This window comes from Cupriavidus basilensis (genome assembly GCF_008801925.2).
In the GTDB taxonomy this organism is placed as follows: Bacteria; Pseudomonadota; Gammaproteobacteria; order Burkholderiales; family Burkholderiaceae; genus Cupriavidus; species Cupriavidus basilensis.
The window spans coordinates 2162118-2187345 of the sequence record NZ_CP062804.1 but is presented as its reverse complement, the minus strand read 5'-3'; the positions used below and the strand labels follow the sequence as shown (position 1 = coordinate 2187345).

Annotated in this window: 21 protein-coding genes; 5 read left to right on the top strand and 16 right to left on the bottom strand. The window is 67.0% G+C overall.

The features are described from left to right. Nucleotides 1-10: 10 nt before the first annotated feature. The 3 genes from serA to F7R26_RS30640 all read right to left on the bottom strand — a co-directional run bounded on the left by serA (nt 11) and on the right by F7R26_RS30640 (nt 3682). The gene (serA, locus tag F7R26_RS30650; RefSeq protein ID WP_150988330.1) at nt 11-1222 is read right to left on the bottom strand and encodes a phosphoglycerate dehydrogenase; all 1212 of its coding nucleotides are present in this window, start codon (nt 1220-1222) and stop codon (nt 11-13) included. A 632-nt stretch (nt 1223-1854) separates the two neighbouring features. Beyond that, nucleotides 1855-2586, bottom strand: coding sequence for a hypothetical protein (locus F7R26_RS30645; protein ID WP_150988327.1), 732 nt, complete (start codon nt 2584-2586; stop codon nt 1855-1857). Nucleotides 2587-2641: 55 nt separating this feature from the next. Beyond that, nucleotides 2642-3682 carry a S1C family serine protease gene (locus tag F7R26_RS30640; RefSeq protein WP_170301934.1) on the bottom strand — a complete coding sequence of 347 codons (1041 nt, stop codon included), beginning with the start codon at nt 3680-3682 and terminating at the stop codon, nt 2642-2644. Nucleotides 3683-3917: 235 nt separating this feature from the next. Between F7R26_RS30640 and F7R26_RS30635 the strand changes: the two genes are divergently transcribed. Continuing rightward, nucleotides 3918-4202: a YjfB family protein gene (locus F7R26_RS30635; RefSeq protein WP_241754591.1), complete on the top strand. Its 285-nt coding sequence runs from the start codon at nt 3918-3920 to the stop codon at nt 4200-4202. A 61-nt stretch (nt 4203-4263) separates the two neighbouring features. Here F7R26_RS30635 and F7R26_RS30630 read toward each other — a convergent pair whose 3' ends face one another. From F7R26_RS30630 to F7R26_RS30595, 8 genes are all read right to left on the bottom strand, one after another. Continuing rightward, on the bottom strand, nt 4264-6180 hold the full coding sequence (locus F7R26_RS30630; RefSeq protein ID WP_150988321.1) for a sensor histidine kinase: 1917 nt from the start codon (nt 6178-6180) through the stop codon (nt 4264-4266). Nucleotides 6181-6309: 129 nt separating this feature from the next. Then, nucleotides 6310-6708: a hypothetical protein gene (locus tag F7R26_RS30625; protein ID WP_150988318.1), complete on the bottom strand. Its 399-nt coding sequence runs from the start codon at nt 6706-6708 to the stop codon at nt 6310-6312. A 79-nt stretch (nt 6709-6787) separates the two neighbouring features. Continuing rightward, nucleotides 6788-8149 (bottom strand): TolC family protein, encoded by a 1362-nt coding sequence (locus F7R26_RS30620; protein ID WP_150988314.1) that lies wholly within the window; start codon nt 8147-8149, stop codon nt 6788-6790. 10 nt (nt 8150-8159) lie between these two features. Next, complete coding sequence (locus F7R26_RS30615; RefSeq protein ID WP_150988311.1) at nt 8160-11300, bottom strand: efflux RND transporter permease subunit; 3141 nt, start codon at nt 11298-11300, stop codon at nt 8160-8162. Beyond that, nucleotides 11293-12459: an efflux RND transporter periplasmic adaptor subunit gene (locus F7R26_RS30610; protein ID WP_150988308.1), complete on the bottom strand. Its 1167-nt coding sequence runs from the start codon at nt 12457-12459 to the stop codon at nt 11293-11295. Before F7R26_RS30610 ends, F7R26_RS30615 begins: the two co-directional genes overlap by 8 nt. A gap of 458 nt (nt 12460-12917) precedes the next feature. Then, a complete protein-coding gene (locus tag F7R26_RS30605; protein WP_150988305.1) occupies nt 12918-13274 on the bottom strand; it encodes a hypothetical protein in 357 nt (118 codons plus the stop codon). 27 nt (nt 13275-13301) lie between these two features. Beyond that, the gene (locus tag F7R26_RS30600; protein ID WP_206702572.1) at nt 13302-14003 is read right to left on the bottom strand and encodes an MgtC/SapB family protein; all 702 of its coding nucleotides are present in this window, start codon (nt 14001-14003) and stop codon (nt 13302-13304) included. Between the two features lie 486 nt (nt 14004-14489). Then, a complete protein-coding gene (locus tag F7R26_RS30595) occupies nt 14490-15728 on the bottom strand; it encodes an MFS transporter (RefSeq protein WP_150988298.1) in 1239 nt (412 codons plus the stop codon). A gap of 531 nt (nt 15729-16259) precedes the next feature. Between F7R26_RS30595 and gnd the strand changes: the two genes are divergently transcribed. Together gnd and F7R26_RS30585 are read left to right on the top strand one after the other, a co-directional pair. Then, a complete protein-coding gene (gnd, locus tag F7R26_RS30590; protein WP_150988294.1) occupies nt 16260-17297 on the top strand; it encodes a phosphogluconate dehydrogenase (NAD(+)-dependent, decarboxylating) in 1038 nt (345 codons plus the stop codon). Between the two features lie 205 nt (nt 17298-17502). Next, nucleotides 17503-18465 carry a chemotaxis protein gene (locus tag F7R26_RS30585; protein WP_150988292.1) on the top strand — a complete coding sequence of 321 codons (963 nt, stop codon included), beginning with the start codon at nt 17503-17505 and terminating at the stop codon, nt 18463-18465. 120 nt (nt 18466-18585) lie between these two features. Here F7R26_RS30585 and F7R26_RS30580 read toward each other — a convergent pair whose 3' ends face one another. The 5 genes from F7R26_RS30580 to F7R26_RS30560 all read right to left on the bottom strand — a co-directional run bounded on the left by F7R26_RS30580 (nt 18586) and on the right by F7R26_RS30560 (nt 22373). Beyond that, nucleotides 18586-19314, bottom strand: coding sequence for an amino acid ABC transporter ATP-binding protein (locus F7R26_RS30580; RefSeq protein ID WP_150988289.1), 729 nt, complete (start codon nt 19312-19314; stop codon nt 18586-18588). Beyond that, a complete protein-coding gene (locus tag F7R26_RS30575; RefSeq protein WP_150988286.1) occupies nt 19295-19951 on the bottom strand; it encodes an amino acid ABC transporter permease in 657 nt (218 codons plus the stop codon). Before F7R26_RS30575 ends, F7R26_RS30580 begins: the two co-directional genes overlap by 20 nt. Further along, nucleotides 19948-20613, bottom strand: a complete 666-nt coding sequence (locus F7R26_RS30570; protein ID WP_150988283.1) for an amino acid ABC transporter permease — start codon at nt 20611-20613, stop codon at nt 19948-19950. The genes F7R26_RS30575 and F7R26_RS30570 overlap by 4 nt, the downstream gene beginning before the upstream one ends. A gap of 145 nt (nt 20614-20758) precedes the next feature. Continuing rightward, complete coding sequence (locus F7R26_RS30565) at nt 20759-21541, bottom strand: transporter substrate-binding domain-containing protein (protein ID WP_150988280.1); 783 nt, start codon at nt 21539-21541, stop codon at nt 20759-20761. A 97-nt stretch (nt 21542-21638) separates the two neighbouring features. Next, complete coding sequence (locus tag F7R26_RS30560; protein ID WP_241754590.1) at nt 21639-22373, bottom strand: GntR family transcriptional regulator; 735 nt, start codon at nt 22371-22373, stop codon at nt 21639-21641. A 302-nt stretch (nt 22374-22675) separates the two neighbouring features. On the opposite strand from F7R26_RS30560, the gene F7R26_RS30555 reads away from it, so the two are divergent. Together F7R26_RS30555 and F7R26_RS30550 are read left to right on the top strand one after the other, a co-directional pair. After that, nucleotides 22676-23227, top strand: coding sequence for a heme NO-binding domain-containing protein (locus F7R26_RS30555; RefSeq protein ID WP_150988278.1), 552 nt, complete (start codon nt 22676-22678; stop codon nt 23225-23227). A gap of 6 nt (nt 23228-23233) precedes the next feature. Further along, nucleotides 23234-25222: a putative bifunctional diguanylate cyclase/phosphodiesterase gene (locus F7R26_RS30550; protein WP_150988275.1), complete on the top strand. Its 1989-nt coding sequence runs from the start codon at nt 23234-23236 to the stop codon at nt 25220-25222. The last annotated feature ends 6 nt before the right edge of the window (nt 25223-25228 follow it).

Below are 25228 nucleotides of genomic sequence, written 5' to 3'. Positions count from 1 at the left end.
GCGCTGCCGTTCAGGCCAGCGGGTTAATGATGGTGCGGCAGCGGATAAACGTCGTTTCCGCATCCAGCGCGGCGGCCAGCGTTGGCGAGGGCACCTTGTCGAGGTCGGTCACCACGTAGCCCATCTGGCCATGCGTCTGCAGGTGCTGGGCCACGATGTTGACCCCGTCGCGCGCCAGCAGCGTGTTGAGCGCGGCGAGCGCGCCCGGCGCGTTGCCGTGCACGTTGAGCAGCCGCGCCGGCGACGTTAGCGGGCCGGGGCTCACCTCGGGGAAATTCACCGCGCCAATCGTGTCGCCCGTCCTGAGGAAGGCAATCAGCTTGGTGGCGACTTCCGTGCCGATATTTTCCTGCGCCTCCTCCGTGCTGCCGCCGATATGCGGCGTCAGGATCGCGTTGGGCACGCCTTGCAGCGGGCTGGTGAAGCGGTCAGCGTTGGTCTTGGGCTCTTCCGGGAAGACGTCGATCGCCAGGCCGGCGATATGGTTGTCATCGCACGCCGCGCGCAGCGCGTCGATATCCACCACGGTGCCGCGCGACGCATTGATCAGGATGGCGCCGCGCCGGAACTGCCGGAGCACGTCGGCATCGATCATCTTCTTGGTCTGCGCGGTGGCCGGCACGTGCAGCGTCACGATGTCGGCCTGCGACACGGCATCCGCCAGCGAGCGCGCCGCGCGCGCCGAGCCCAGCGAAAGCTTGGCCTGCACATCGTAGTACACCACGCGCATCCCCATGGCCTCTGCCAGCACGCCAACCTGCGAGCCGATATTGCCGTAGCCGATGATGGCGATGGTCTTGCCGCGCGCCTCGAACGACCCGCTTGCGCCCTTGGCCCATTTGCCGGCATGCGCCAGCGCGTTTTTCTCCGGAACGCGGCGCAGCAGCAGGATCGCCTCCGCGATAACCAGCTCGGCCACGGAACGCGTATTGGAGAACGGCGCGTTGAACACCGGCATGCCGGCGCGGGCCGCGGCGTCGAGGTCTACCTGCGAGGTGCCGATGCAAAAGCAGCCAATGGCCACGAGGTGCCTTGCGGCTTCGATTTCAGCGGCGCCAAGGTGCGTGGCGGAGCGAATGCCGAGAATCTGGTGGGCCGCGGGAGCGCGATGCAGTTCGTCGCCAGCGAGCGCGCCAGTGCGGCGCTCGACGGTGACATGCGCTTCCTTGAAGCGCTCGACGGCGGTGTCATGGATGTTTTCAAGCAGCAGTGCTGAGGTCATGGCGATTGGGTGATGGCGGCGAAGGCGCGAGGTGGGTGCGGCAGCGCGAGGGCATGCGCAAGGTGAAACGTACGCTGCCATGGTAACGCAGGCGGCGCTGCCCCGCCGAACACCCACATCGCCGCCAATGGCAAATCCGTCCCGCCCGGGACGAGGCTCGCCAGGGAAAGCCCCCGGATTGACCGGCGAATCAACGGCTCCTAAAATTAATCGGAATATTATTCCGTCTAATAGAACATTGGACGCAACAACTCCGGAAGAACGACCCGCCACCAAGAGCAGGCCAAGAGCAAGCGTGAGCCACGAATAGCGAACACCGGACATCAGTCAGGCATCAATGGAGACAGCCATGTACCACCGCCTTTGCGCCAGCCTTGCCCTGGCAACCCTCAGTGTGGCCACTACCTATGCCCAGCCTGGGCTGCGTGTGGGTGCTGAGCAAGCGTGGCGAGCCCGAGGCGATCCTCGCCAGCCCGGCGGGCGCAACCACCACCAACGTGGCGTTTTAGCCCGCCGTTGAGCCGGGGCGGCCGCGCAAGGTGTTTGTGACCGAATCGGAAACGGGCACGATCCTGTTCGCGGATCTGGACGAGGCCGGGCTGGGCGTTTGATCCCGTTGCGGCCCGCGCCGGTCACTTCGGTGGCAGCAGGTCTTGCAGATCCCGCAGGGTTGCCGCGGTAGCGGGGCCCGCGGGCGCGGAGACGGAGGGCGCCGGGCGGGCCTGGCTGATCGGATTCGTGCTGCCGGCCGGGCCATTGCTGCCGCCGGCAGCGACATGCGGCACGGCAGCCGGGTCGAGCCGGCCATTCTGGCCCAGCGCGATCTGCCCGCAGCCGGTGAGGAAGCGGTCCTTCTTCAGGCTGTTGGTGATGTCGATCGCCAGGACTGCAGCGCGTTCCTCGATCGGGATGATGGTGCCGCCGCGGCTGAACGTGTATTTGCCTTTCCACACCGCGCGGTTCTGCCTGACATCCGTCAGGGTCGTGCCATATTCGATCGACAGGCGGCCGCCGGACGCATTGACCACACCCCCGCCGTTGGCGATGGTCAGCACCGTATCGGCGCCGAACGTGCGCATCCTGCCGGTCAGCGCGGTCGAGTCCAGCTCCAGCCCCGAGATCTCGTCGTATGCCGATTCCACGCCGCACTGCCGGGTCACCTCGCGGAACTTGGCCGCGAATGCCGCGGAGAAGTCGCTGTTCCACCCCATGCCGGTAGTGCCCAGCACATACATGCGGGTGGGCTTGCCGGTGTAGTCGCTGGCGCGGCTGGTCACGCCGACGGTGGTCGGCGCGCAGCCGCCGAGCAGCATCGACGCTACGGCCAGCGCGACGGGGGCGCTATTTCGATATCGGTTTCCCATGTCTTGTGCCCAGAGAGAAATGGCGAGGCGAGCGGCTGCGGCCGGCGCCCGCTCACTACTTCGTGTATGAAAAGTAATAGGGACTGGTGGCGGATCGCATGACATAGCGTCCGTCGGCCTCGGTCAGCCGATAGCACGTTTGCATCGCGCTGAAATTCGGGTTGGCCATCTCCAGGCAGACCTGGCTGGTTTCCGGCTCGATGCGGTAGCGCCCGGACGAATAGCCGCGGCTGACGGAGTTTGTCACGTCCAGGCTGCCGCTTTCCCGGACCTGCATCCAGAGCGTAACGCCGGACGGCGCGATGGCGTTGATCCTGCCTAGATGCGTGAAATGGCTGGTCAGCTCGGCCCCGGTCAGTTGCCTGCCCGGCGCGCCGGCAGCGGGCCGGGCCGGGGCGTAGGCCGTGGCGCCCTGGCTGGGCTGCCCGGGCTGGCCAGGCGGGAGCGCCATGGCAGGCGGGGCGGCGGATGCCGTCTCGCTACGGAATTTCTGCAGCGCCAGCGCGGACCGCGCCGGCACCTCGCTGATCCATTGCGCGGGAATGGCAAAGTTGATGTTCTGCGCGTCGGTTCGCATCAGGTAGGTAATGCCGACGAGTTGCCCGTCCGTGTTGAACAGGCCGCCACCGCTGGAGCCCGGGGAGATCGGGGCGGTGGTCTGCAGGCGGACGATGCGGTCGCGCTCGTCCTTGTTCAGCGAGGAGAGCAGGCCATCGCTCAGCGTCAGCTCGTAGCCGCGCGGCGCGCCGATGGCGTAGACCTTCTGCCCCACCTTGAGCGCGGCCAGCGGCGCGATCTTTACCGCCGGGGCGGTGAGGCCCTTGGCGCGCAGGATGCAGAGGTCGCGCTCGACATCGGCGTGCACCAGGCTGGCGCCATACGTGACCTTCTCGCGCCGGATGCTGATGGACTTGCCGCTCTTGAGCACATGGCAGTTGGTGACCAGTTCCTCCGGCCCGATCACCACCGAGCTGCCCAGGCCAAACCGCGTGCCCTGCGCGTCAAAGACGGATACCACCCAGATGCTGGGCGATTCCCGCTCATAGAGTTCGGCCGAGTCCAGCGCCAGGCAATCCGTCGAGATGCCAAAAGCCAAACACGAAATAGCGACGCTTCCCGCAATGTTTTGCGCCCGACCCATGATGTTCATTCTGGTGACTGGTTTCGCCGGATTCAGCCGCTATCCTGACGATGCGGGCTGTCCGGTCTTTCCCGGCCAAAGCGGCCGGGCTGCTTATGATAAACGTTCCGGATGCCAAGCGGGCGGCCCGCTATTGCGGCCGCCGCGCTAAAGATTCCCGGTTGGTGGCCGACAACATGGATGCTGGGAGGTGCGCCTTCCCGCTGGCTTCAATGCCAATCGTAGCTTCAACCGTAGCTTCGAACGTCGCTTCAATCTCAACCTCAATTTCAACCTGGAAGACCCTTCAATGGATATTTCCCTCGTCAGTGCGGCTAGCAACTCGGGCGGCGATCCGGTGCCCACCATGATGCTGCGCAAGTCGCTGGACCTGCAGGCCCAGAGCGTGGCAACCCTGCTGGGCTCGATGCCGCAAGTCAGCGTTCCGGCCAGCAATCCCCCTCACCTTGGCCAGAACATCGACGTCAAGGTCTGATTCCGGCAATCCGGTAACGGAGCTGCCCGCGCCCGGGTTGACATCAAACGGGCGCGGGGGGCTAATCGGCGCAGCCGGGTGGCTGCGGCGCCAGTGCAAACGTCAGCCGCACGGTCGTTCCTTGCGCCGAAGAGCGCAGGTCCAGCGCCGCCCCGATGGCCTCGGCACGCCGGCGCATATTTCCCAATCCCCGTCCGTGCGCGGCAGCCTCGGGCGTAAAGCCGCGGCCATTGTCGTGGATCTCGATGACCAGCGCTTGCTGGCAGGCATCATGGCGCGCCGAGACCCGGATAGCGCTGCCGCCCGCATGCTGCATGGCATTGGAAAACACCTCCAGCAACAGATAGTGCAGCTCACGCACCCGCTGCGGCGTCAGGTCGTGCAGCGCCGGCAGGCGCGCTACCTGCCAGTCCACCCGTAATCCCGCCGCCTCCAGCCGCGGGCCAAGCCGGTAGCGCAGGTTGCCGAGCACGGTGGCCAGGTCGCCGCCGGTGTCCTGCAGCGCGTCGACGGATAGTTTCAAGGCATCCAGCGCATGCTGCAGTTGTTGCTGCAATGTGTGCATGGAAGGGCCGCCGGAGCGCAGCATGGCGAGCATGCCCACCAGCTGGCTGCCAAGCCCGTCATGGATGTCGCGCATGATTCTGCCACGCTCCTGCAGGGTGGCCTGCTCGCGCTCCATCTCGCGGGAGTGGAGGTATAGCGCATGCAGTTCCTGCTCCTTGCGCGAGACCGCGCTGTCGAGCTTCTTGTTCAGGGCAGCCAGCATGTGTGTGGCGCGCGTGTAGCGGTCGACCAGCAGCCAGCCCATGGTCAGGCTGAAAATCAGCGACACGTAGCGGGTGACGGAGGAGTCCCAGTAGTCATCCCCGATCCACCAGACATGGATCAAATCCAGCACCGAGATGAGCAGGGTGAGGCCAAGGGCGGCGGCAATCGCCGTGCGCTCACGCTCCGGACGCGTCACGGCGGCGCGGATCAGAACGGCCACGATCGACAATGCCATCGCAACATTGACGACCACATTGGCCAGCACCATGGCGTGGGTGCTATGGGCCGTCACCATCAGTGCGATCAGCGGAAGCTTGACGCTCAGGTAAAGCAGCATCCCGCGGCGCAGCCAGCGCGCCTCCAGGCCCGTCACAAGGATGGCGAACCTGGCGGTCGCGTACATGAAGACCGCCCGCCCGGCCAGCACCAAGGCGAGCCACACATCGGGCGCGCCGGTGTCGTCGGCAACGAAGTACTCGGCCAGCCCGAAAGACCAGCCAAGCTCGGCGATGGCATATAACCCGAACAGGGGATCCCGCTGCCGCCACCACACCAGCGCCGCCAGGCAAGCCAGCAGCACACTGGCCGCTGCGATGACCACCGGGCCGATGACCTTGAACCAGAGCGCCCGCTGGTAGTGCGCCTCCACGAGTGCCGGCGCGCCAAACTCCACGCGTGACAGGCCGCCGCGCGAGCTGGCGCTGGCACCGATCGTGACAAGCAGTTCGTTCTCCGGGCGCAGCAGGTCAGCCGGCACCGGGATCAGCAACGGCTGCTGGCCGGCATAGGGCACCGGGGCCGACAGGCTGCCAGCGCTGGCAAGGCGGCTGCCGTTGAGCCGCACCTCATAGCTATTGGCGGCCCGCTCGATGTACAGCGCGGCCATGCCCTGGCGGCCCGGCAGATCCGGGAAGCGCAGGAGAAATCGCGCGCCGCCCGTCTGGCCAGGACGGGACCGGTCCCAGTAGTAAGGCAGGCTGACGGTGGCCGGCGTGCCGTCGGCGGTGATCATGGCGGCCTCGCCAAGGATTTGCAACTGCCCGGCGGCAAGCGGTGATGAACCGGGCAAGGTGAGCAGCAGCCAGAGCACAAGCGCTAGCAGTGGCTTTGCGGTGAGCAGGGATTGGGGCGACAGGATGCGCGCCATCCGCAAGGGGGCGGTAGCCGGCGTGCCGGGGGCGCTGGCCGCCGCGTGGGGTATCACCATGAGCTGGTCTGGGGCTTGGCGCAAGGGTGCGGGATGATGCCGCGCCCATCGTAGCGTTGCGCCGGAGTTCGGTCAATCGCGCCGGCTGAGCGGCCCATCGCCGTGCCTTCAGGCGGGATGGGCCGGGCCTCACCCCACCTCGGCCGGCGCGGTCGCGGCGGGCCGGGAACGGGTGCCGCCCGCAGGCGAAGACACCTGTTTCAGGCGTGGAGCGTGTGCCGCCTCGGCATGGCTGCCCACGACCTCCAGGCGCAGCAGGATGATGGGCACGGACGCCAGGGCGCGTTCCAGCGTGACCAGCAACTGCCCGGCCCGCATTTGCGGCATCCGGATCTCGAAGCTCAGCATGCACTTGATTGGCGGCAGGCCGAGCGGCATCTGCCGCTCGTTGGACGGGTACTGGCCGCAGTCGCTGGTGGCGCAGCGCATGGCCACGCGCACGTCGGGCACATCGTCCAGCCGCGCGATCACGCTCAGGCGATACAGGCGCCACCGCTGGATGGGCGGCGCAAGATTGACGGCTTTCATGGCAGGTCTCCTTTGTCTTTCGACTCGAGGCAATCGAAGCGTTTGGTGCGCCCGGCCGTGGCCGGGGCGCACCGGGCCTTTAAAGCGCGGGCCGCAAGCCGGTGGAAAGTTGCAGCTCCACCGTGGCGCCCGCCAGGTCCGCCTGGGCCTGGAGGTAGTCGAGGTAGGTCTCGTCCGCGGTGCGTTGCGCATCGAGCAGTTCCAGCAGCGAGGCAGAGCCCTGGCGGTACGACTGGCGCATGCCGTCCAGCACCCGGTCGGCATCGGCGATCACCGAGTCGCGGTAGCGTTGCAGGTTGTCCCGCGCAGCCTGGAACGCGGTGAGCGCGTTGCGCACGTCGACCTCGGTTTTCAGCTCGGCCTCGCGCAGGGCCAGCATGGCCTGCGTGACCTCCGACTCCGCCTGGATCAACTCGCCGCGCTGCAGCCGCGACAAGGGCAGGGGAATCGATACCGACACGCCCAGCATGCGCGAGCGCGCCGTGCCGTCGCCATTGGGCTGGCCCTCGTCGTCCGTGGTGCCGCGCACGCCGGGGGTCATGGTCATTGCGAAGCTCACGCTGGGATCCACCCAGCGGTTGGCGCGCGCCAGCCCTGACTTGTCGCGGGCATTCTCCAGCGTGGCGCGGGCGATCCGCACCTCGTCGCGCGCTTCCATCGCCTGGGCGATCAGCGCGCCGCTGTCGGTGCCAGGATCGTAGGGCTGGAACTCGCAAGCCAGCGGCGCGTTGCCGAAGGCCTCGGCCACGCGCACGCCAAGCTGGATGGACAGCTTTTGCATGGCAGCCTGCGCGGCGGCGCGCGCCGATTTCACCTCGGCGGTGAAGCGGTCACGCTCGACCCGCGACTGCGACAGCTCCAGGCCACCGATGTCGCCCGCCTTGCGGCGGATCTCGTTGGCGCGCACCACATTGGACAGGGCGGATAGCGTCGATTCCTGCCGGACCAGGGCTTCGCGGCTGCGGCAGGCTTCGACAAAGGCGGTGGCGGATTCCTGGTACAGCGCGTGCTTGAAGCCCTGCAGGTTCGCCTCGGTCAGGCGCAGGTTGCTCTCGGCGGCGCGGATGCGCGCGCCGCGCTTGCCGCCCAGCTCGATGGGGATCTCGATTTCGAACTCATGCGTGCGCGGCGGCTTGGGCGACACCGCGCGGCTGGTCTCGATGTTGCCACGGCCGTACTTGAGCACCGGGTCCGGGCGCACGCCGGCGATCGAGATCTCGGCTTGGGCGCCGCGGATGGTTTCCTGCTGCGCGGACAGGCCGATGTTGTGCCGCTCCACCGTGTCGAGATAGGAGGCGAAGCGGACCGGTGCGCGGGCCGTGGCGGCGGGCGCGTCCTGCGCGTCCTGCGCCCAGGATGCGGATGCCGCCAGCATCGATGTTGCCAGGGCGAGGTGGCGCAGGGCGGGTGCCGCTGGCAAGTTCTTGTCTTTGATTTGCATGGGATTCTCCTCAGGCCTGGCCGGCGGCGCTGGTCGCTGGTGCGTTGCCTTCGGCATCGGTTTCCGATTCCCCGGCCGCTTGCGCCGCGCGCTCGGCGCGGGCCTCGACCAGGTAGTAAAGGGCGGGCAGCAACAGCAGGGTCAGCAAGGTGGCGGTAAAGAGCCCGCCTACCACCACGGTGGCCAACGGCCGCTGCACATCGCTGCCCAGGCCTCGCGCCAGCATTGCCGGGGTGAGCCCGATGGCGGCCACGGTGGCGGTCATCAGCACCGGACGCATGCGGCTTGCCGCGCCTTCGATCACGGCTTCGCGCAGGCGCAAGCCGTTCTGCGCGCGCAGCCGGTTGATCTGCGAGATCATCAACACGCCGTTGAGCACGGCGACGCCAAACAGGGCGATAAAGCCCACCGCGCTGGACACGTTCAGCGTCATGCCGCGCAGATGCAGCGCAGCCAGGCCGCCGATGGTAGCCAGGGGCACTGCCAGCAGCACCAGCGCCGGCTGGCGCAGGTTGCGGAATTCGGCAAAGAGCAGCACGAACATCAGCGCCAGCGTCATCGGCAGGATGATGGCGAGGCGCGCCTGCGCGCGTTCCAGGTTCTCGAACTGGCCGCCCCATTCGATCTGGATGCGCTTGTGGTCGTAGGACACGGCGCGCTCGATGGCGGGCTGGGCCTCCTTGAGGAAGCTGGACAGGTCGCGGTCGCGCACGTTCAGGCGCACGATGATGTGGCGGCGCGCCATCTCGCGCACGATCACGCTTTCGCCGGACACGGTGGTGATGCGTGCGACCTGCGCCAGCGGCACCTTGGCGCCATTGGCCGCGGTCAGCATCAGGTCGCCCACGCCGGATGCGCTGGCACGCACGGCCGGCGGGAAGCGCACCGTCATGTCGTAGCTCTTCTCACCCACATAGAGCTGGCCAACCGGCGATCCGCCGATGCCGGTGGAGATCAGCTCGGCCACGTCGGCCGCGTTGATGCCGTAGCGCGCGGCGGCGGCGCGGTCCAGGTCGATCTTCAGGTTGGGCAGCGGAGGCTCCACGTCGATTGCCACATCCGCGGCGCCGGGCACGCCGCGTAGCGCTGTGGCCACTCCGCCGGCAATGCGGCGCACGTCGCCCAGGTTCTCGCCGAACACCTTGACCACCAGGTCGCTATGGGCGCCGGACAGCTTGTCCTGTACCCCGTCGATCATCGGCTGCATGAAGCCCACCGAGTAGCCTGGCATCTGCGCGTAGCGCGCCGCCAGCTTGTCGATCAGCTGCTGCTTGGTCATGCCCGAGGCCCACGTCTTGTATGGATGCAGGCCGACGCTGGCCTCGATATGCGAGGGCGTCCAGTAGTCGGTGCCGTCATCGTTGCGGCCGGTCTGCGTCACCACGTAGGCGACTTCCGGGAACTCGCGGGTCACCCGGCGCAGCTCGCTTGCCATGTCGGAGGCACGCTCCAGGGTGATGCCGGGCGGCATCTGCACCTGCAGCCATAGCGAGCCTTCGTCCAGGTACGGCAGGAAGTCGCGACCGATGGTGGCACCCAGCGCCAGCACGCAGGCGAGCGCCAGCGCGCAGCTGGCGGCCACCCAGCGGATGCGTCCAATGCCGCGCTCCAGCGCGGCGCGGTAGCGCACGCCGAGCCAGTCCAGCACAGGATTGTGGAACACGCGGCGCGGCTTGCACATGGCAATCCAGGCCAGCCCCGGCACCAGCGCCAGCGCAACGATCAAGGCGCCGATCAACGCCGCGCCAACGGCGAACGCCATCGGCGAGAACAGCTTGTACTCGATGCGCTCGAAGGAGAACAAGGGCAGGTAGGCCGCAACGATCACCAGCATGCCGAAGAACATTGGCCGTGCCACCTGCAAGGTGGCCTCGATGGCGTCGCGCGGGGTGAGCGCGCGGTCCTTGTCCTGCTCGCGCCGGCGCAGGATGTTCTCCACCAGCACCACCGCGCCATCCACCAGGATGCCGAAGTCGATCGCCCCCAGGCTCAGCAGGTTGGCCGGGATGCGCAGGTGATACATGAAGACAAAGGCGATCAGCAGCGAGAGCGGAATCGTCAGCGCCACGATCAGCGCCGCGCGCGGGCTGCCCAGGAACAGCAGCAGCACGACGCCTACCAGCAGCATGCCTTCGGTCAGCGTGAAGCCTACCGTGCGCATGGTGGCGTCGATCAGCGAGGTGCGGTCGAGGTAGGCGACCACCTTCACGTCCTTGGGCAGCAGGTTGTCGTTCAGGTCCCGCACCGCCTCGTGCACGCCTGCAAGTGCTTCCGATGCGTTGAAATCCTTGAGCAGCAGCGTGATGCCGGAGATCGTGTCGGGGTTGTCGTCCTTGCCCAGGATGCCGCGCCGCTCCACGTTGCCGTAGCGCAGCTTGCCGAGATCCTTGACCAGCACGGGGGTACCGTCCTTGCTCGTGACCACCACGTTGCCCATGTCGTCGAGCGAGCGCAGCAGGCCCACGCCACGCACCACGTACGATTGTTCGCCGCGGTCGATGACGCTGCCGCCCGCATTGACGTTGTTGGCGTTGAGCGCCTCGGTGACCTGCGTCAGCGTCAGGTGGTACTGCGTCAGCCGCGCCGGGTCGAGTTCCAGCATGAACTGCGTGGTGAGCCCGCCGAAATTGGTCACGTCGACCACGCCGCGCACCTTCTTCAGGCGCGGGATCACGGTCCAGGTCTGCAGTTCGGATAGCTCGCGCAGGTCGCGCGTGCTGGACTCCAGCGTGTAGCGGTAGAACTCCCCGGTCGGCGAGGTGTACGGGTCCAGCCCCGGCTTGGCGCCGTAGGGCAGGTCGACCTCGTTCAGTCGTTCCTGCAGGCGCTGGCGCGCCCAGTAGCCGTCGGTGCCATCCTCGAACACCACGGTGATGAGCGACAGCGCAAACAGGCTGCGGGTGCGCAGCACATGCATGCCGGGGGTGGCCAGCAGCGTGCGCTCCAGCGGGATGGTGATCTGCTGCTCGATTTCCTCCGCGCCGAGCCCTGGCACCTGGGTCACGATCTGCGACGTAACGTCGGCAATGTCCGGATAGGCCTCCACGGGCAGTTGCTTCCAGCTGTAGGCGCCGTACAGCGCCACCAGCGCGAAGACCAGCCAGACGATGGCGCGCCGGTTGAAGCATAGGGTGACGAGGCGGTCAATCATGTAGCAGCACTCCGTTTTTCACGACGATGCGTTCACCGGCCTTGAGGCCGGCCAGGATCTCGACTTGCCCGTCGGCATGCGCGCCCGTGGTGACCACGCGCGGCTCGAAGCGCAGCGGGGCCTTCTCCACCAGCACGCGCGTGTAGAGCCCGCTTTGCAGCAGCGCGCTGGGCGGCACCAGCAGTGCCGCGTGCTTTTCGCCCGCGAAGGTCACCTTGGCAAAGAGGCCGGGGCGATAGCGTCCGTCCGCGTTGTCGATGGCCACGCGGACTTTCACGGTGCGGGTGTCGGGGTCGAGGATCTCGCCGATGTAGCGGACCTTGCCGGTCACGGGCTTGCCGGGGTAGGCGTTGAGCAGGATCTCGGCGGGCTGGCCGACGAAGATCGAGGCGATGTCTTTCTCCGACACGCTGGCCGCGAGGTAGACCGTGGACAGGTCGGCCACCGTCATGACCGGCGCGCCGTTGTCGTTCCAGAAGCCGCCCTGCGCGCCTTCGAGCTCGATCACCCGGCCGGCCAGCGGCGCGTGCATGGTGTACTGGCGGTGCGATTGCGGCGCGGTGCCGGCGCCAAGCTGCGCGAGCCGGGCGGCCGTGGTCACGGCGTCGCTGTTGGCTTGCGCGTAGGCCAGCTGGGCTTGTTCATAATCCTTGCGTGCTGCGATTTCCGCTTCGAACAGGGTGCGTTGGCGGTCCAGGTTGAGCTTGGCTTCAAGCAGCGCCGCGCGCGCCTTGCTGGCCTCACCCTGCGCCGCGCTCAGCTCGGCGGAGTCCAGCGTGAGAAGCGGGTCTCCCTTGCGTACGGTGTCGCCCAGGGCAGCGTGCAGGCGGACGGTGCGCCCGGGCATGGGCGGCACGATCTTGACCAGCTTGGCGGCATCGGGCTCGATCGAGCCCGGTACCTCGATGGGGCGCTCCAGCGCTTGCTCGACGAGTGTCTGCACCTGCAACTGGGTGCGCAATGGCGATGCCTCGGGCACCGTGATGAAGTTGCCCTCGTGCACCGGCTCGGTACTGTGCTTGGGCGTGTTGGCGGTGGCGCCGGACAGGCTGGCGCCATCGCAGCCGGCCAGCGCGAGACATGCCGCGCAGACGGCGGCTAGCGCAAGGCCTGGCTGCCGGCGCAGCGGCAAACGTAGGCGGGTGATGGGCGTTTGCATGGTTTTTTTTCTCCTCGGTCGGTGCACTTGCCGTGGCGGCAGCCAGGACAGGGGCACCGCTTGTTGCCGGTGCGTCGTCGGTGGCATCGCAAAGCGCAATGCGCAATCGCAGGTTCAGGATCCACGGGCGACAGGATTCGACAGGCGTGACGCATCCCCGGCGCTGCGGGCTGGCAAATGCACGCAGGTAACCGGTGATGGGCGAAAGCGCCCGCTTTGCTAACGGGGGGAGGCGGCGCGAAAGGCGGGGCGGGTCCGGCGCGCACGCGGCCGGGACGGCGCGAAACGCAATGGGAGCCTGGCGGGTCCAGGTAGCCTGCCGCGGCTCCGGCAGGAGGCCGGAAGCGGAATCAGGCCAGCTGGAACACGCCGTGCCTTCGGCGCTGCCTACTAGAAGGGTCTGGGTCCATGTCTTTCCTCAGGCAATCAAGGTGGATCTTGGCGGGCGGGCCTTGCGCTCAGGCAGCGGCTAACGCGCGCTCGGGCTGCGGCACGGTCTCCCAGCGCACGGCGCGAACCAGCGGCTCCAGGCCAAGGCGCTGCACCAGCTTGACCATGCCGGGCCTGCCGCCCGGCTGGCAATGCACCAGCACGCGCATCTCGACCAGCTCGCGGCGCTCGCACTGCCGGGTGCGCAGGCGCTGCAGCGAGAGTTCGCGCGCGGCCAGCTCCTGGCGGACCTGCTGCTCCAGCCGGGCGCCATAGTCGTCCTTGCAGAGCAGCACCACCTGGAACAGCTGGGCGGCTGTGCCGCGGCTCGCCTTGGCGGCGCGGCGGTTGGGGGCCTGGGGGAGCATCCAGTTGAACAAACGCATATCCAGCTCCTTTCCTTCTCCTTGGGGTTATTCGAGCGCGCCGGCCGGAATGGCCCAGCGCACGAGGGAAACGCTCTTTTCCATGCTGATGCGGCTGACGATCTGCTCCAGCTTGCCTTCATTGCCGGGCGCGGCCAGCACATCGGCGCGCACTTCTATGTGCCCGCCAGCGGCGGTGTCCTCGCTGTGCAGCGACTGCAGCAGCAGGGCGGGCATTTCGGTCAGCGCATGCAGCAGCAAGCCGCGCACACGGATTTCTTCCTGGGCCGTGCATACCGTGGTGATGCGATAGACCATCTCCACTTCCTGCGCGGTGGCCGTACCGTTGCGATTGATGCGCTGGCCCAGCATGCGCAGGCCAAAGTTGGCGCACAGGATGCAGGCGGTGCCGATGGCGGCTTCCAGCGCATGGCCAAGGCCGGCGAGCACGCCGACGGCGGCGGAGCACCACAGCGTGGCAGCGGTATTCAGGCCGCGCACGTTCAGGCCGTCGCGCATGATCACGCCGGCGCCGAGAAAGCCGATGCCCGAGACGACCTGCGCGGCAATGCGCGCATGCCCCTGCGGATCAAACGTAAAAGCGGAAACCGAAACAAACAAGGCCGCGCCGGCGGCAACCAGCGCGTTCGTGCGCAGCCCCGCCATGCGCTGGCGCAACTGCCGTTCGGTACCGATGCAAGCGCCCAGCGCTAGCGCTTCGAGCAAGCGCAGGGCAAATTCGTGCCACACCATGAGAACTCCCGTATTGAGCAGGAAGCACCGGTGAGCCTTGTGCAAATCGCGGGCAAGCGCAGGCAGCGGCGTGCTGCAACGCAGGCGCGATCAGAAGAATGAAGCCGTATTCAAGAAGAGAGGCGGGACAGGACGTCCGGCCTCGAAAGCACCGTGCCGCAAGCGGGGCACGGTCGCTAGGGATACCGTGGCCCGTCAGGCGGAGGTGCCGATCCTGGATCGACTACTGTCGTCGGAACAAGTGCTCACTGGGTAGCCCTGGAATTAAGAACCCGCGTACTGTAGCGGCGCAAATTGAATGGGTCAAGCACAAAACGGCGGATGCCTGCGATTCATCGATATTGACGGTCGAATGCATGTAGATCGCCTGAAAATCAATCGGACAAGTCTGAAAATAGATCAGGAAATTCCCGAATCAATGCATCGCATCGGAATATCTCGCGGCCTGATCTGGCGTGCCGCGAGATTGGCGCGTTGCGATAGTCAGTGCGTCGGCGCCGGCGCCGGCACGGCGGTGCGCCGCGACCGCGCCGCCAGCACCTGGCTCAGGCCCAGCCCGCCCAGCGCCGCCACGGCCGAGAACAGGAACACCGAGCCATAGCCGGCATGGCTGGCGATCACGCCGGCCACCGGGCCGGTCAGCCCCAGCGCCAGGTCCAGGAACAACGCATAGGCGCCAAGCGCCGAGCCGCGGTTGCTCTGGGGCACCAGCTTGACCGCCTCCATGCCCAGCGACGGGAACACCAGGGCAAAGCCGAAGCCGGTGACGGCGGCGCCGATCAGCGCCTGCGTGGGCGTCGGCGCAAGCCAGATCAGGGCCAGGCCGGCGGCTTCCACGGCAAACGAGCACAGCGCCACCCGATAGCCGCCAAAGCGGCCGATGCTATCGGCCAGCAGCAGGCGTGCCACCACAAAGCTCACGCCCAGGCTGGTCAGCGCCAGCGCGGCATGGTCCCAGCCGTGGCTGGCGTAGTACAGCGTGACAAAGGCCGTGATGGCGCCAAAGCCCACCGAGCCCAGCGCCAGGCACAGGCCAAACGGCGTCATGTGGCGGAACACGGTGCGAAACGGCATGCGCGCGCCCTTTACCGTGGGCACCGCTGCCTTGCGCCGGGCCAGCATGAACGCGGCCAGGGCCATGACGGTGGTGACGATGCCCAGCGAGGCAAAGCCCCAGCGTGCATCCAGCAGCACGCCAACCGGCGCGCCCAGCGCCAGCGCGCCGTAGGTGGTCATGCCATTCCACGAGATCACCTTGCCGGTATGGCGGGCGCCCACGTCGCCAATACCCCAGGCAATGGTGCCGGTGGTCACCAGGCTCTCGCCCGCGCCCAGCATCAGCCGCCCGGCAAACAGCCACGCCAGGCTAAGCCAGCCGATCGGCACGAACAGGCTGGACACCACCGCCAGCAACCCGCTGGCGGCAACCAGCGTGAGCCCGAGCGTGACGGATTTCTTGGGGCCCTGCAGGTCGCACAGGTTGCCCGCGTAGGCGCGGCTCAGCAGCGTGGCCAGGTACTGGATGCTGACCGCCAGCCCGGCCACGACCGTGCCATAGCCAAGATCGCCGTGGACAAAGCCGGGTATCACCGCCAGCGGCAGGCCGACCGTCAGGTAGGCAATGAAGTTGAAGAAGACGATGGCGACGATGCGCCGGTTGATGCTGCCTTGCTGGTGTTCCCCGGATTCCGGGGCGGCGAGGGTCGTGCTGTTTGCGGACATGGCGATGCGAAGGCGAGTGTCTTGGCGCTGAAAGCGCAGAGCCCGGACAACGAACCGTGGCGCGCCATGTTTTGGGCGCGCGGGAGCGGGTGGTCTTGGGGCGAATGCGAAGCGGGTAGCGAAGGTGTGATGCGGGCGCTACTCGCGGCGGCGGATGAATACGGCGGGGCGCAGGCGGTGGGCTGGCAGCATGAGCAGGGACATGGCTAGGGGGCGGTTAGCCGGCCTGTGTCCCCAGAATCTGGCCGGTGAAATCGGAGCCGCCCGGTCGTATGCAAGTCCGCCGCTGCTGGCTGGGCAATTTTAAGCGGCTGTTTAGTTGGTGTAAATCCGGGTTGCGGAATTTAGCCCCCCGAGTGCGCCCGAGCGCGTGCCAGGTCTGGCTGAAGTGCGCTAAGTGGCACGTTCACGGGGCGGCGGGGCCTGTGCAAGTGCGCTCGGAGAGGTAGACAATGCCTCGTGGCAGCAGCAGGGTTCGCCACCAGTTTCGTCACCAGTTTCATCACCAATGACTTAGTGAGAGGACCGGATATGCAACTCGGAATCATAGGACTCGGGCGCATGGGCGCGAACATCGCAAGGCGGCTGCTGCGCGCGCAGCACGAAGTGGTGGTGTACAACCGCAGCGCAGACAAGGTGCAGGCCCTGACGGCGGACGGTGCCGTCGGCGTTACCAGCATCGAGGCGCTGGTCGGCAAGCTGGCCGCCCCGCGCGCGATCTGGGTCATGTTGCCGGCGGGCGACACCACCGAGCAGATGATCGCCGCGCTGGCGGACCTGCTCGAGCCTGGCGACGTCATCATCGACGGCGGCAACACCTTCTACAAGGACGATATCCGGCGCGCTGGCGAACTGGCGGCGCGCCAGCTGCATTATGTGGACGTGGGCACCTCGGGCGGGGTCTGGGGCCTGGAGCGCGGCTATTGCCTGATGATCGGCGGCAAGCAGGAGGTCGTAGGCCGGCTCGATCCGCTGTTCGATACGCTGGCGCCAGGTTATGGCGACATCCCGCGCACGCCGGGGCGCAACCCCGCGAACGACCGCGCCGAGCGCGGCTACATCCACGCCGGGCCAGCGGGCGCGGGCCACTTTGTGAAGATGGTCCACAACGGCATCGAGTATGGCCTGATGCAGGCCTATGCCGAGGGTTTCGACATCCTCAAGACCAAGGCCGCCGAAAGCCTGCCCGAGGCCGAGCGCTTCCAGCTCGACCTGGCGGATATCGCCGAGGTATGGCGGCGCGGCAGCGTGGTGTCCTCGTGGCTGCTCGATCTCACCGCGCAGGCGCTTGCCAGCGACGTCAAGCTCTCGCGTTTCTCCGGCGAAGTCGCTGACAGCGGGGAGGGGCGCTGGACGATCGATGCGGCTGTCGAGCAGGCAGTGTCGGTGCCGGTGCTGGCCAGCGCCTTGTTTGCGCGGTTCCGCTCGCGGCAGGATCACACCTATGGCGAGCGGCTGCTCTCGGCCATGCGCTTTGGATTTGGCGGGCATGTGGAAGAGCGTGGCGGCGGGGAGTCCGGTGTGGCGCACGCCGGCCGCCCCGCCGGCCTGCCTGATTCCGCACTTTAGTAGGGTGGGGCGCGAATTCGTCAGTCCTTTGCCGCGTTGCCGCTAAATTTCCCCAAAGATTGGCCGTTAGCCGGAGCAGTGGCCCGTCATTGCAGCGCGCCGCTCCGGCGCCAAGCATCGCTGGAGCCACGCGGCGATGCCGGGCCCCGGGGAAACGATCAACACCGCGCAGCGAGCCCGCGCCTTGCGGGGACAAAGGAAGCGTATGAGCAGCTCGATGAGAGACATCGACGAACGGACCAACCTGACTAACAACAACCAGTTCGAGTTGCTGTTGTTCCGCCTGGGCGAGTCGGACCAGTCCGCGCAGAGCGAACTGTTCGGCATCAACGTCTTCAAGGTCCGCGAAATCCTGGTAATGCCCCAGGTCACCACCGTGGTCGGCGGCGGCCCGGCCATGCTCGGCATGGCCGATATCCGCGGCCAGGTGATTCCTGTGATCGACCTGCCCAAGATGGTGGGATGCACGCCGCGCAGTGGCCTGAACATCCTGCTGGTGACCGAATACGCGCGCTCCACGCAAGGCTTTGCCGTGGAAGCCGTGGAAGAAATCGTGCGCCTGGAGTGGAACCAGGTGGTCTCGGCCGAGACCAGCGTCCGGGGCGATATGGTGACCAGCATCGCCAAGCTCCATAACGAGGCCGATCCCGCGAACCCGCGCCTGGTCCAGGTGCTGGACGTGGAGCAGATCCTGCGCGACGTGCTGCCGACCCGCCAGCCGGAAGTGGACCCCAAGACGGTCGGGCCGCAACTGCAGCTGCGCCCCGGCACCAAGATCCTGGCTGCCGACGATTCCGCTTTTGCGCGCAGCCTGATCGAGCAAGGCCTCAAGGCCATGGGCGTGCCGGTGCTGATGACCAAGACCGGCCAGGAAGCCTGGCAGCAACTGGGCGAGATCGCCGATCACGCCGCCGCCAACGGGCGCACGGTGCAGGACGAGATCGCGCTGGTGCTGACCGACCTGGAAATGCCCGAGATGGACGGTTTCACGCTAACCCGCAAGATCAAGGCGGACTCGCGCTTCAAGTCGATCCCGGTGGTGATCCACTCCTCGCTGTCCGGGACGGCCAGCGAAGACCACGTGCGCAAGGTGGGGGCCGATGCTTACGTGTCGAAGTTCCTGGCGAAGGACCTGGCGGATACGATCCGGGGCGTGCTGGCACGCTGATTCTTTGTCCCCTGGTTTGCTGTCTCTCCCGCTCCCACGTGTGGGAGCGGGAGAGACAGCCGTCGTCATGGCGCGCGGCTTTGGCCCGTTCGGCGGCTTCGGCGGCTTCGGCGAATGCGCTCAGGCCGCCATTCCCAGGAACTGCTGCAGCTCCGGCGTAGCCGGATTGCTGAACAGCTGCTCCGGCGGCCCGATCTCATGCACGCGTCCCTGATGCATGAACACCACCCGATTGCACACTTCGCGCGCAAAGCGCATTTCGTGCGTCACCATCAGCAGCGTCATGCCCTCCCTGGCCAGCTGGCGCACCACGTTCAGCACCTCCACCACCAGCTCCGGGTCCAGCGCCGAGGTAATCTCGTCGCATAGCAGCGCCCGTGGCTGCATGGCCAGCGCGCGCGCAATCGCCACCCGCTGCTGCTGCCCGCCGGAGAGCTGGTCGGGATAGCTGTCGAACTTCTCGCCCAGCGCCACCTTGGCCAGGCACTCGCGCGCGCGGGCCAATGCTTCCGGCTCCTTGACGCCGGCCGCCACGGTGGGCGCGAGCATCACGTTGCGCCCCGCGCTCAGGTGCGGGAACAGGTTGAACTGCTGGAAGATCATGCCGACCTTGCGCCGCAGCGCGCGCAGCTCCAGCTCGCTGCTGCCGAGCTTGGCGCCTGCCACGGTGATGTTGCCTTCGTCGATGCTCTCCAGGCCGTTGATACAGCGCAGCAAGGTGCTCTTGCCCGAGCCGCTCTTGCCGATGATGGCGATCACCTCGCCGGCCTCCACCTTCAGGTCGATGCCCTTGAGCACTTCGTTGGCGCCAAAGCGCTTCTTTACGTTTTCAATGGCGATGAGCGACATTGAGCTTCCTTTCCAGGTGACGGCTGTAGCGGGATAGCGGCCAGCACAGCGCAAAGTAGATCAGCGCGACCAGCGCGTAGACGGTAAAGGGGCTGAAGGTGGCGTTGGTGATGACCGTACCCGCCTTGGACAGCTCGACAAAGCCGATGATGGACGCCAGCGCCGTGCCCTTGATGATCTGCACCACGAACCCCACCGTGGGCGCAATGGCAATGCGCAGCGCCTGCGGCAGGATCACGTAGCGCATCTGCTGCAGGTGGCCTAGCGAGAGGCAGCCGGCGGCTTCCCACTGGCCCTTGGGGATGGCCTCGACGCAGCCGCGCCAGATCTCCGCCAGGTAGGCGCCGGACCACAGCGACAACGCCAGGCCAGCGGCCAGCCAGGCCGGGATCTCCACGCCGAACAGCGCCAGGCCGAAGAAGGCCAGGAACAGCTGCATCAACAGCGGTGTGCCCTGGAACACTTCGATAAAGGCCCACGCCGCGCGGCGCAGCGGCGCGCGCCGGCTGATGCGCATCAGCAGCACCAGCAGCCCGACGGCGGCACCGCCGGCAAAGGCCACCAGCGACAGCACCACGGTCCAGCGCACCGCCATCAGCAGGTTGCGCAGGATGTCCCAGGTTGAAAAATCGGTCATGACGCCCTCCGGAACAGCATGCCGCCAATGCCGCGCAGCACCTGGCGCAGCCCGATGGCAAGCAGCAGGTAGATGGCGGTGGTCAGCAGGTAGACCTCGAACGCGCGGAAATTCCGGCCCTGGACGAAGTTGGCGGCAAAGGTCAGGTCCTCGACCGCGATCTGCGAGCACACCGCCGAGCCCAGCATGACGATCACCACCTGGCTGGACAGCGCCGGCCATATCTTTTTCAGGGCGGGGCGCAGCACCACGTGGCGAAATACCTGGAAGGGCGACATCGCCAGGCTGGCACCCGCTTCAAGCTGGCCGCGCGGCACCGCTGCGATGCCTGCGCGCACAATTTCCGCGCTGTAGGCGCCAAGGTTGATCACCATGGCCAGGATGGCGGCCTGCATTTCTCCCAGTTGCACGCCCGCGCTGGGCAGGCCGAAGAAAATAAAGAACAGCTGGATCAGGAACGGCGTATTGCGGATCAGCTCCACATAGCCGCCGGCGATGGCCGCCAGCCAGGCCGGGCCCTGGGTGCGCGCCCAGGCGCAGGCGATGCCGAGGGTCACCCCCAGCACGCCGCCCATGGCGGTGAGTTCAGCCGTGACTTTGATGCCGTGCGCGAACACGCCGGCGTAGTCAAAGGCTGAAAGGAAATCGAATTGGTAGGACATGCGGTAGCGATCGGTGGAGGCGCCCGGCTGGGGCGCTCATGAGCGCGGAGCTGGCGCAGTACGCCATGCCGCGGCGGCTGGCCGCCGGGCACGGCTTCCCGTGGCTTGGGCCGTCAGTGCATCAAGGCATCAACGCATCAACGCATCAAAGCGTGGCCGGCAGCGGCATGCCCAGCCACTTCACCGTGATCGCATTGAGCTCGCCGTCCTTTTTCACTTCCGCCAGGATGGCGTTGACCTTGGCTTGCAGCTTGGGCTCGCCCTTGTTCAGGCCGATGAAGCAGGGCGAGTTCTTGATCAGGAACTTCGGCTCTGGCTTCTTGGGCGGGTTCTTGGCGAGGATGGCGGCTGCCACCACGTTGCCCGTCGCCACCAGTTGCACCTGGCCGGACAGGAACGCGCTGATGGTGCCGTTGTTGTCTTCGTAGCGCTTGATGGTGGCCGTCGCCGGGGCGATCTTGGTCAGCTCCAGGTCTTCCACCGCGCCGCGCGTCACGCCGATGGTCTTGCCGGCCAGTTCGGCGGCACCGGTCACTTTCTGGTCGGCAGGGCCAAACACGCCGTTATAGAACGGTGCGTAAGCCTCGCTGAAATCGATGGCCTTCTCGCGCTCGGCGTTCTTGCCCATGCTGGAGATCACCAGGTCCACCTTCCTGGTCTGCAGGTAGGGCACGCGGTTGGTGCTGGTCACGGGCACCAGTTCCAGCTTCACGCCCATCTTCTTGGCAATCAGCGCGGCCACGTCGATGTCCAGCCCCTGGGGCTTCATCTCGGCGTTGACCGAGCCGAACGGCGGAAAGTCCTGCGGCACCGCGACCTTGAGCACGCCGGCCTTGACCACATCGTCCAGCGCTTCGGCGCCGGCGGTTTGCATCGAGAAGGCGAGGGCAGCGGCACCGAGGCCGAGGAGGAGTTTGGAGAGCTTCATAAGGGTCCTTGCTAGCTTGCCGTTGGGGTGGAAATTCAAAGAATCGAAATCGAAATCAAAGAAGCGGGTCGTTGCTATCTACCGGTTGCCCGCGCGCTCAGGCCGCATGGCCCAGCGGGCTCAGCGCCTGGCGCAGCGGATCGGGCGGGTCGGCCGGTGTGGCGGCGCTCAGGCCCGCCTCGACATGGCACAGGTGGGCGTCCATCAGTGCGATGGCGCGCTCGGTATCGCCAGCGGCCAGCGCCGCCACGATCAGTACATGCTCGGCGCAGGACTCGTTGGCCTGGTGGCTGGACTGGTAGCGCATGGCAATCAGCGTGGTGCGCGCCGTCAGGTCGCGCAGCGTGTCGGCCAGCAGCACATTGCCCACGCATTCGCCCAGGCACACATGGAAGTCGCCCAGCAGGTAGCTGCGCAGGGCGGCGTCGTCAGCGCTCAGCGCGCGCTGCTCCTGCGCCACGTGCTCCTGCAACCGGCTGATGGCAGCAGCGGAGACCGGCGCCGCATAGCGCAGCAAGCCAAGCTCGATCGCGCGACGGGCGGCAAACGCCTGCCGGGCCTCCTGGCGCGAGGGCTCGATCACAAACCAGCCGCGCCGGGCGGACACCGTGACAATGCCGCGCGCCGCCAGCCGGGTCAGGGCTTCACGCACCAGCGTGCGGCTGACGCTGAACAGCCCGGCCAGCGCCTGCTCGCCCAGCCGCGTGCCGGGCGCCAGGCGCTGGGCCAGGATCGATTGCGTGATGCGTTCGGCAATCTCGGCGGAAGTGCTGCCGCGGACGTGGCCGGTGGCATCGCTGAAGACTGGCATGGAGGGGGTGGCGAAAGTCATGCCAGCCTTAGACGCAAGAGGTATGCCAGACTGATATACAAGCGTGATGTGCAGTTTTTGTACGCAAAACAGCCTTGGCCCGGATTGGGCGCGCACCAGTTGGGCGCGGCTTATGCCACCGGCGAGTGCGGGTGCACGGCAGTGGTGCGGCGAGCGCTGCCGGCAAAGTCCCCAGGCTGCGTGTGGGAGACGTCACCAGCCGTCCGGATAGGGCACAATGCTGCGCAGAATTCCGGCTCGCGGTGGCCTGGAAGCACGCTAAGCATCGGAATCATGAGAAGCACGGGGAGAGGGAATCGGGCATGAAAGGCATCGTCTTCAATCTGCTGGAAGAAGTCGTGATCCGCCATCACGGGGAAGACGCCTGGGACAACCTGCTGGAGCAGGCGGGGCTCGGCGGGGCCTATACCTCGCTTGGCAGCTACCCGGACGAAGATGCCCACCGGCTGGTGGGCGTGGCCGCACAGGCGCTCGGCATGGCACCGTTCGATGTGCTGCGCTGGTTCGGGCGCGAGGCCATGCCCTCGCTGGCCAGCCGCTATCCGGCTTACTTCGCCGCGCATTCGGCCACGCGGCCGTTCGTGCTCAGCGTCAACGACATCATCCATCCCGAAGTCCGCAAGGTGTATCCGGGCGCCGATGTGCCCACCTTCGGCTTTCGCGACGAGCCCGACGGCACGCTGCTGATGCGCTACAGCTCGCCCCGGCGCCTGTGCGCGCTAGCCCAAGGATTTGTGGAAGGTGCGGCCGATCACTTTGGCGAGGCGCTGAGCTTCGAACATGTCGAGTGCATGCATGACGGTGATGCAAGCTGTGTGTGCCGCATCGGCTTTCTCGGGCCCAGGCAAGCCTGAGCGCGCATGGACACGAACCCGCTGCTGGAGGCCGCGAAGGCCGAGAACCTGAAGCTGCGCCGCAGGCTGGAGCGCGAGCGCCAGGCGCGCGTGGAGGCCGAGGCCATTGCCGAGAAAGGGCTGCGCGAGCTCTATGAGAAACAGCAGCAGCTGCAGCTCCTGGAGGCCGTGGCGGGCGCGGCCAACCAGGCCATCTCGGTGGCCGACGCGCTCCAGTTTGCCGTGCGCATGGTGTGCCGCTACACCGGCTGGCAGCTGGGCCATGCCTACCTGACCGATGTGGCCTGCGCGCAGCCGCGCCTGCTGTCCACTTCCATCTGGCACGGCGTGGACGGCGATGGCGGCCAGCGCTTCCACGAGTTTTATCAATGCACCGAGGCCGTGGCGTTTCTCGCGGGGGTCGGGTTGCCCGGGCGGGTGCTGGCCGCCTCGGCACCGGCCTGGGTGGGCGATATCGCGCTGGATGCGAACTTCCCCCGAGCCGGCGCGGCGCAGCGGGCCGGGCTGCACGCGGCTTTCGCCTTTCCCGTCTTGCTGGGCAGCGAAGTCACCGCGGTGCTGGAGTTCTTCGCGGACCGCGTGGCGGAGCCGGACGAAACGCTGCTGCACCTGATGACGCAGATCGGCAACCAGTTGGGCCGGGTTGTCGAGCGCAAGCGTGCCGAAGACCAGCTGATTCACGATGCTTTCCACGATCCGTTGACCGGGCTGCCCAACCGCGCCCTGTTCGCGGACCGGCTGGCGCGCGCCGTGGCGCGCGCCAGCCGCCATCGCGAGCAGCCATTTGCGGTGCTCTTCATCGACCTGGACCGCTTCAAGCTGGTCAACGACAGCCTCGGCCACCTCGCGGGCGATGCGCTGATCGTGCAGGTGGCGGTGCGCCTGGGAGATTGCCTGCGCGTGGACGACACGCTGGCCCGCATGGGTGGCGATGAGTTCACCATCCTGCTCGACAGCATCGACGATGTGAACGAGGCGGTGCGCATCACCGAGCGGCTGATGCATGCGCTTGAAACCCCGTTCGTGATCGAAGGCGAGCAGCTCTACGCCAGCGCCAGCATCGGCATTGCCACCAGCCCGCTTGGCTACGAATCGGCCGAGGAAATGCTGCGCCACGCGGACCTGGCCATGTACCGGGCCAAGACGCTGGGCAAGGGGCGCTACGAGATCTACGACGCCACCATGCACGAGCGGGCCGTGAGCCGCCTTGCGCTGGAGTCCAGCCTGCGGCGCGCATTGCACAACGGCGAATTCGTGCTGCATTACCAACCGGTGGTCATGCTGGAGACCGAGGGCATCGTCGGCGTGGAGGCACTGGTGCGCTGGCGCAAGTCCGAGTCGGAACTGGTCTACCCCGCCGAGTTCATTGGCGTGGCGGAAGAGACCGGCATGATCCTGTTCCTTGGCATGTGGGTGCTGCGCGAGGCCTGTGCCACGATGGCGCGCTGGCACAAGGAGTTCCCGCGCAGCCCGGCACTGACCGTCAGCGTCAATGTCTCGGCGCGCCAGTTTGCCCAGCACGACTTCGTGCAGCATGTGGGCCGTGTGCTTGCCGACACCGGCATCGCGCCGGAAACGGTGCGGCTGGAGATTACCGAGAGCATCACCATGGTGGACTCCGAGCGCACCGTTGCCGTGCTCGGCCAGCTCCGCGACCTGGGCGTGCGCATCAGCATTGACGATTTCGGCACGGGCTACTCATCGCTGAGCTACCTGCACCGGTTCCCGCTCGATATCCTGAAGATCGACCGCTCCTTTATCGCGCAACTCGACCGCGGCGAGGAGGGCCTGCAGATCGTGCAGACCATCATGAGCCTGGCGCGCAACCTTGGCATCGAGGTGGTGGCCGAGGGCACGGAGACCTCGCGGCACGTTGAGCACCTGCGGGCCCTGGGCTGCGATTTCGGGCAGGGCTATTTTTTCTCCCGGCCGCTCGCGTCGGAGGACGTTTCCGCCTTGCTGAGGGAACGGGTTCCCGCGCCAAGCCTGGCCTGATCTGGC

What these genes read in the sequence shown, in the direction of transcription:
- F7R26_RS30570 (WP_150988283.1), bottom strand. Translation starts at nt 20,613, where the DNA reads ATGTCCTACCAATTCGATTTCCTTTCAGCCTTTGACTACGCCGGCGTG.
- F7R26_RS30575 (WP_150988286.1), bottom strand. Translation starts at nt 19,951, where the DNA reads ATGACCGATTTTTCAACCTGGGACATCCTGCGCAACCTGCTGATGGCG.
- F7R26_RS30595 (WP_150988298.1), bottom strand. Translation starts at nt 15,728, where the DNA reads ATGTCCGCAAACAGCACGACCCTCGCCGCCCCGGAATCCGGGGAACAC.
- F7R26_RS30605 (WP_150988305.1), bottom strand. Translation starts at nt 13,274, where the DNA reads ATGCGTTTGTTCAACTGGATGCTCCCCCAGGCCCCCAACCGCCGCGCC.
- F7R26_RS30560 (WP_241754590.1), bottom strand. Translation starts at nt 22,373, where the DNA reads ATGACTTTCGCCACCCCCTCCATGCCAGTCTTCAGCGATGCCACCGGC.
- F7R26_RS30550 (WP_150988275.1), top strand. Translation starts at nt 23,234, where the DNA reads ATGGACACGAACCCGCTGCTGGAGGCCGCGAAGGCCGAGAACCTGAAG.
- F7R26_RS30630 (WP_150988321.1), bottom strand. Translation starts at nt 6,180, where the DNA reads ATGGTGATACCCCACGCGGCGGCCAGCGCCCCCGGCACGCCGGCTACC.
- F7R26_RS30610 (WP_150988308.1), bottom strand. Translation starts at nt 12,459, where the DNA reads ATGCAAACGCCCATCACCCGCCTACGTTTGCCGCTGCGCCGGCAGCCA.
- F7R26_RS30645 (WP_150988327.1), bottom strand. Translation starts at nt 2,586, where the DNA reads ATGGGAAACCGATATCGAAATAGCGCCCCCGTCGCGCTGGCCGTAGCG.
- serA (WP_150988330.1), bottom strand. Translation starts at nt 1,222, where the DNA reads ATGACCTCAGCACTGCTGCTTGAAAACATCCATGACACCGCCGTCGAG.
- F7R26_RS30625 (WP_150988318.1), bottom strand. Translation starts at nt 6,708, where the DNA reads ATGAAAGCCGTCAATCTTGCGCCGCCCATCCAGCGGTGGCGCCTGTAT.
- F7R26_RS30620 (WP_150988314.1), bottom strand. Translation starts at nt 8,149, where the DNA reads ATGCAAATCAAAGACAAGAACTTGCCAGCGGCACCCGCCCTGCGCCAC.
- F7R26_RS30565 (WP_150988280.1), bottom strand. Translation starts at nt 21,541, where the DNA reads ATGAAGCTCTCCAAACTCCTCCTCGGCCTCGGTGCCGCTGCCCTCGCC.
- F7R26_RS30555 (WP_150988278.1), top strand. Translation starts at nt 22,676, where the DNA reads ATGAAAGGCATCGTCTTCAATCTGCTGGAAGAAGTCGTGATCCGCCAT.
- F7R26_RS30580 (WP_150988289.1), bottom strand. Translation starts at nt 19,314, where the DNA reads ATGTCGCTCATCGCCATTGAAAACGTAAAGAAGCGCTTTGGCGCCAAC.
- F7R26_RS30615 (WP_150988311.1), bottom strand. Translation starts at nt 11,300, where the DNA reads ATGATTGACCGCCTCGTCACCCTATGCTTCAACCGGCGCGCCATCGTC.
- gnd (WP_150988294.1), top strand. Translation starts at nt 16,260, where the DNA reads ATGCAACTCGGAATCATAGGACTCGGGCGCATGGGCGCGAACATCGCA.
- F7R26_RS30585 (WP_150988292.1), top strand. Translation starts at nt 17,503, where the DNA reads ATGAGCAGCTCGATGAGAGACATCGACGAACGGACCAACCTGACTAAC.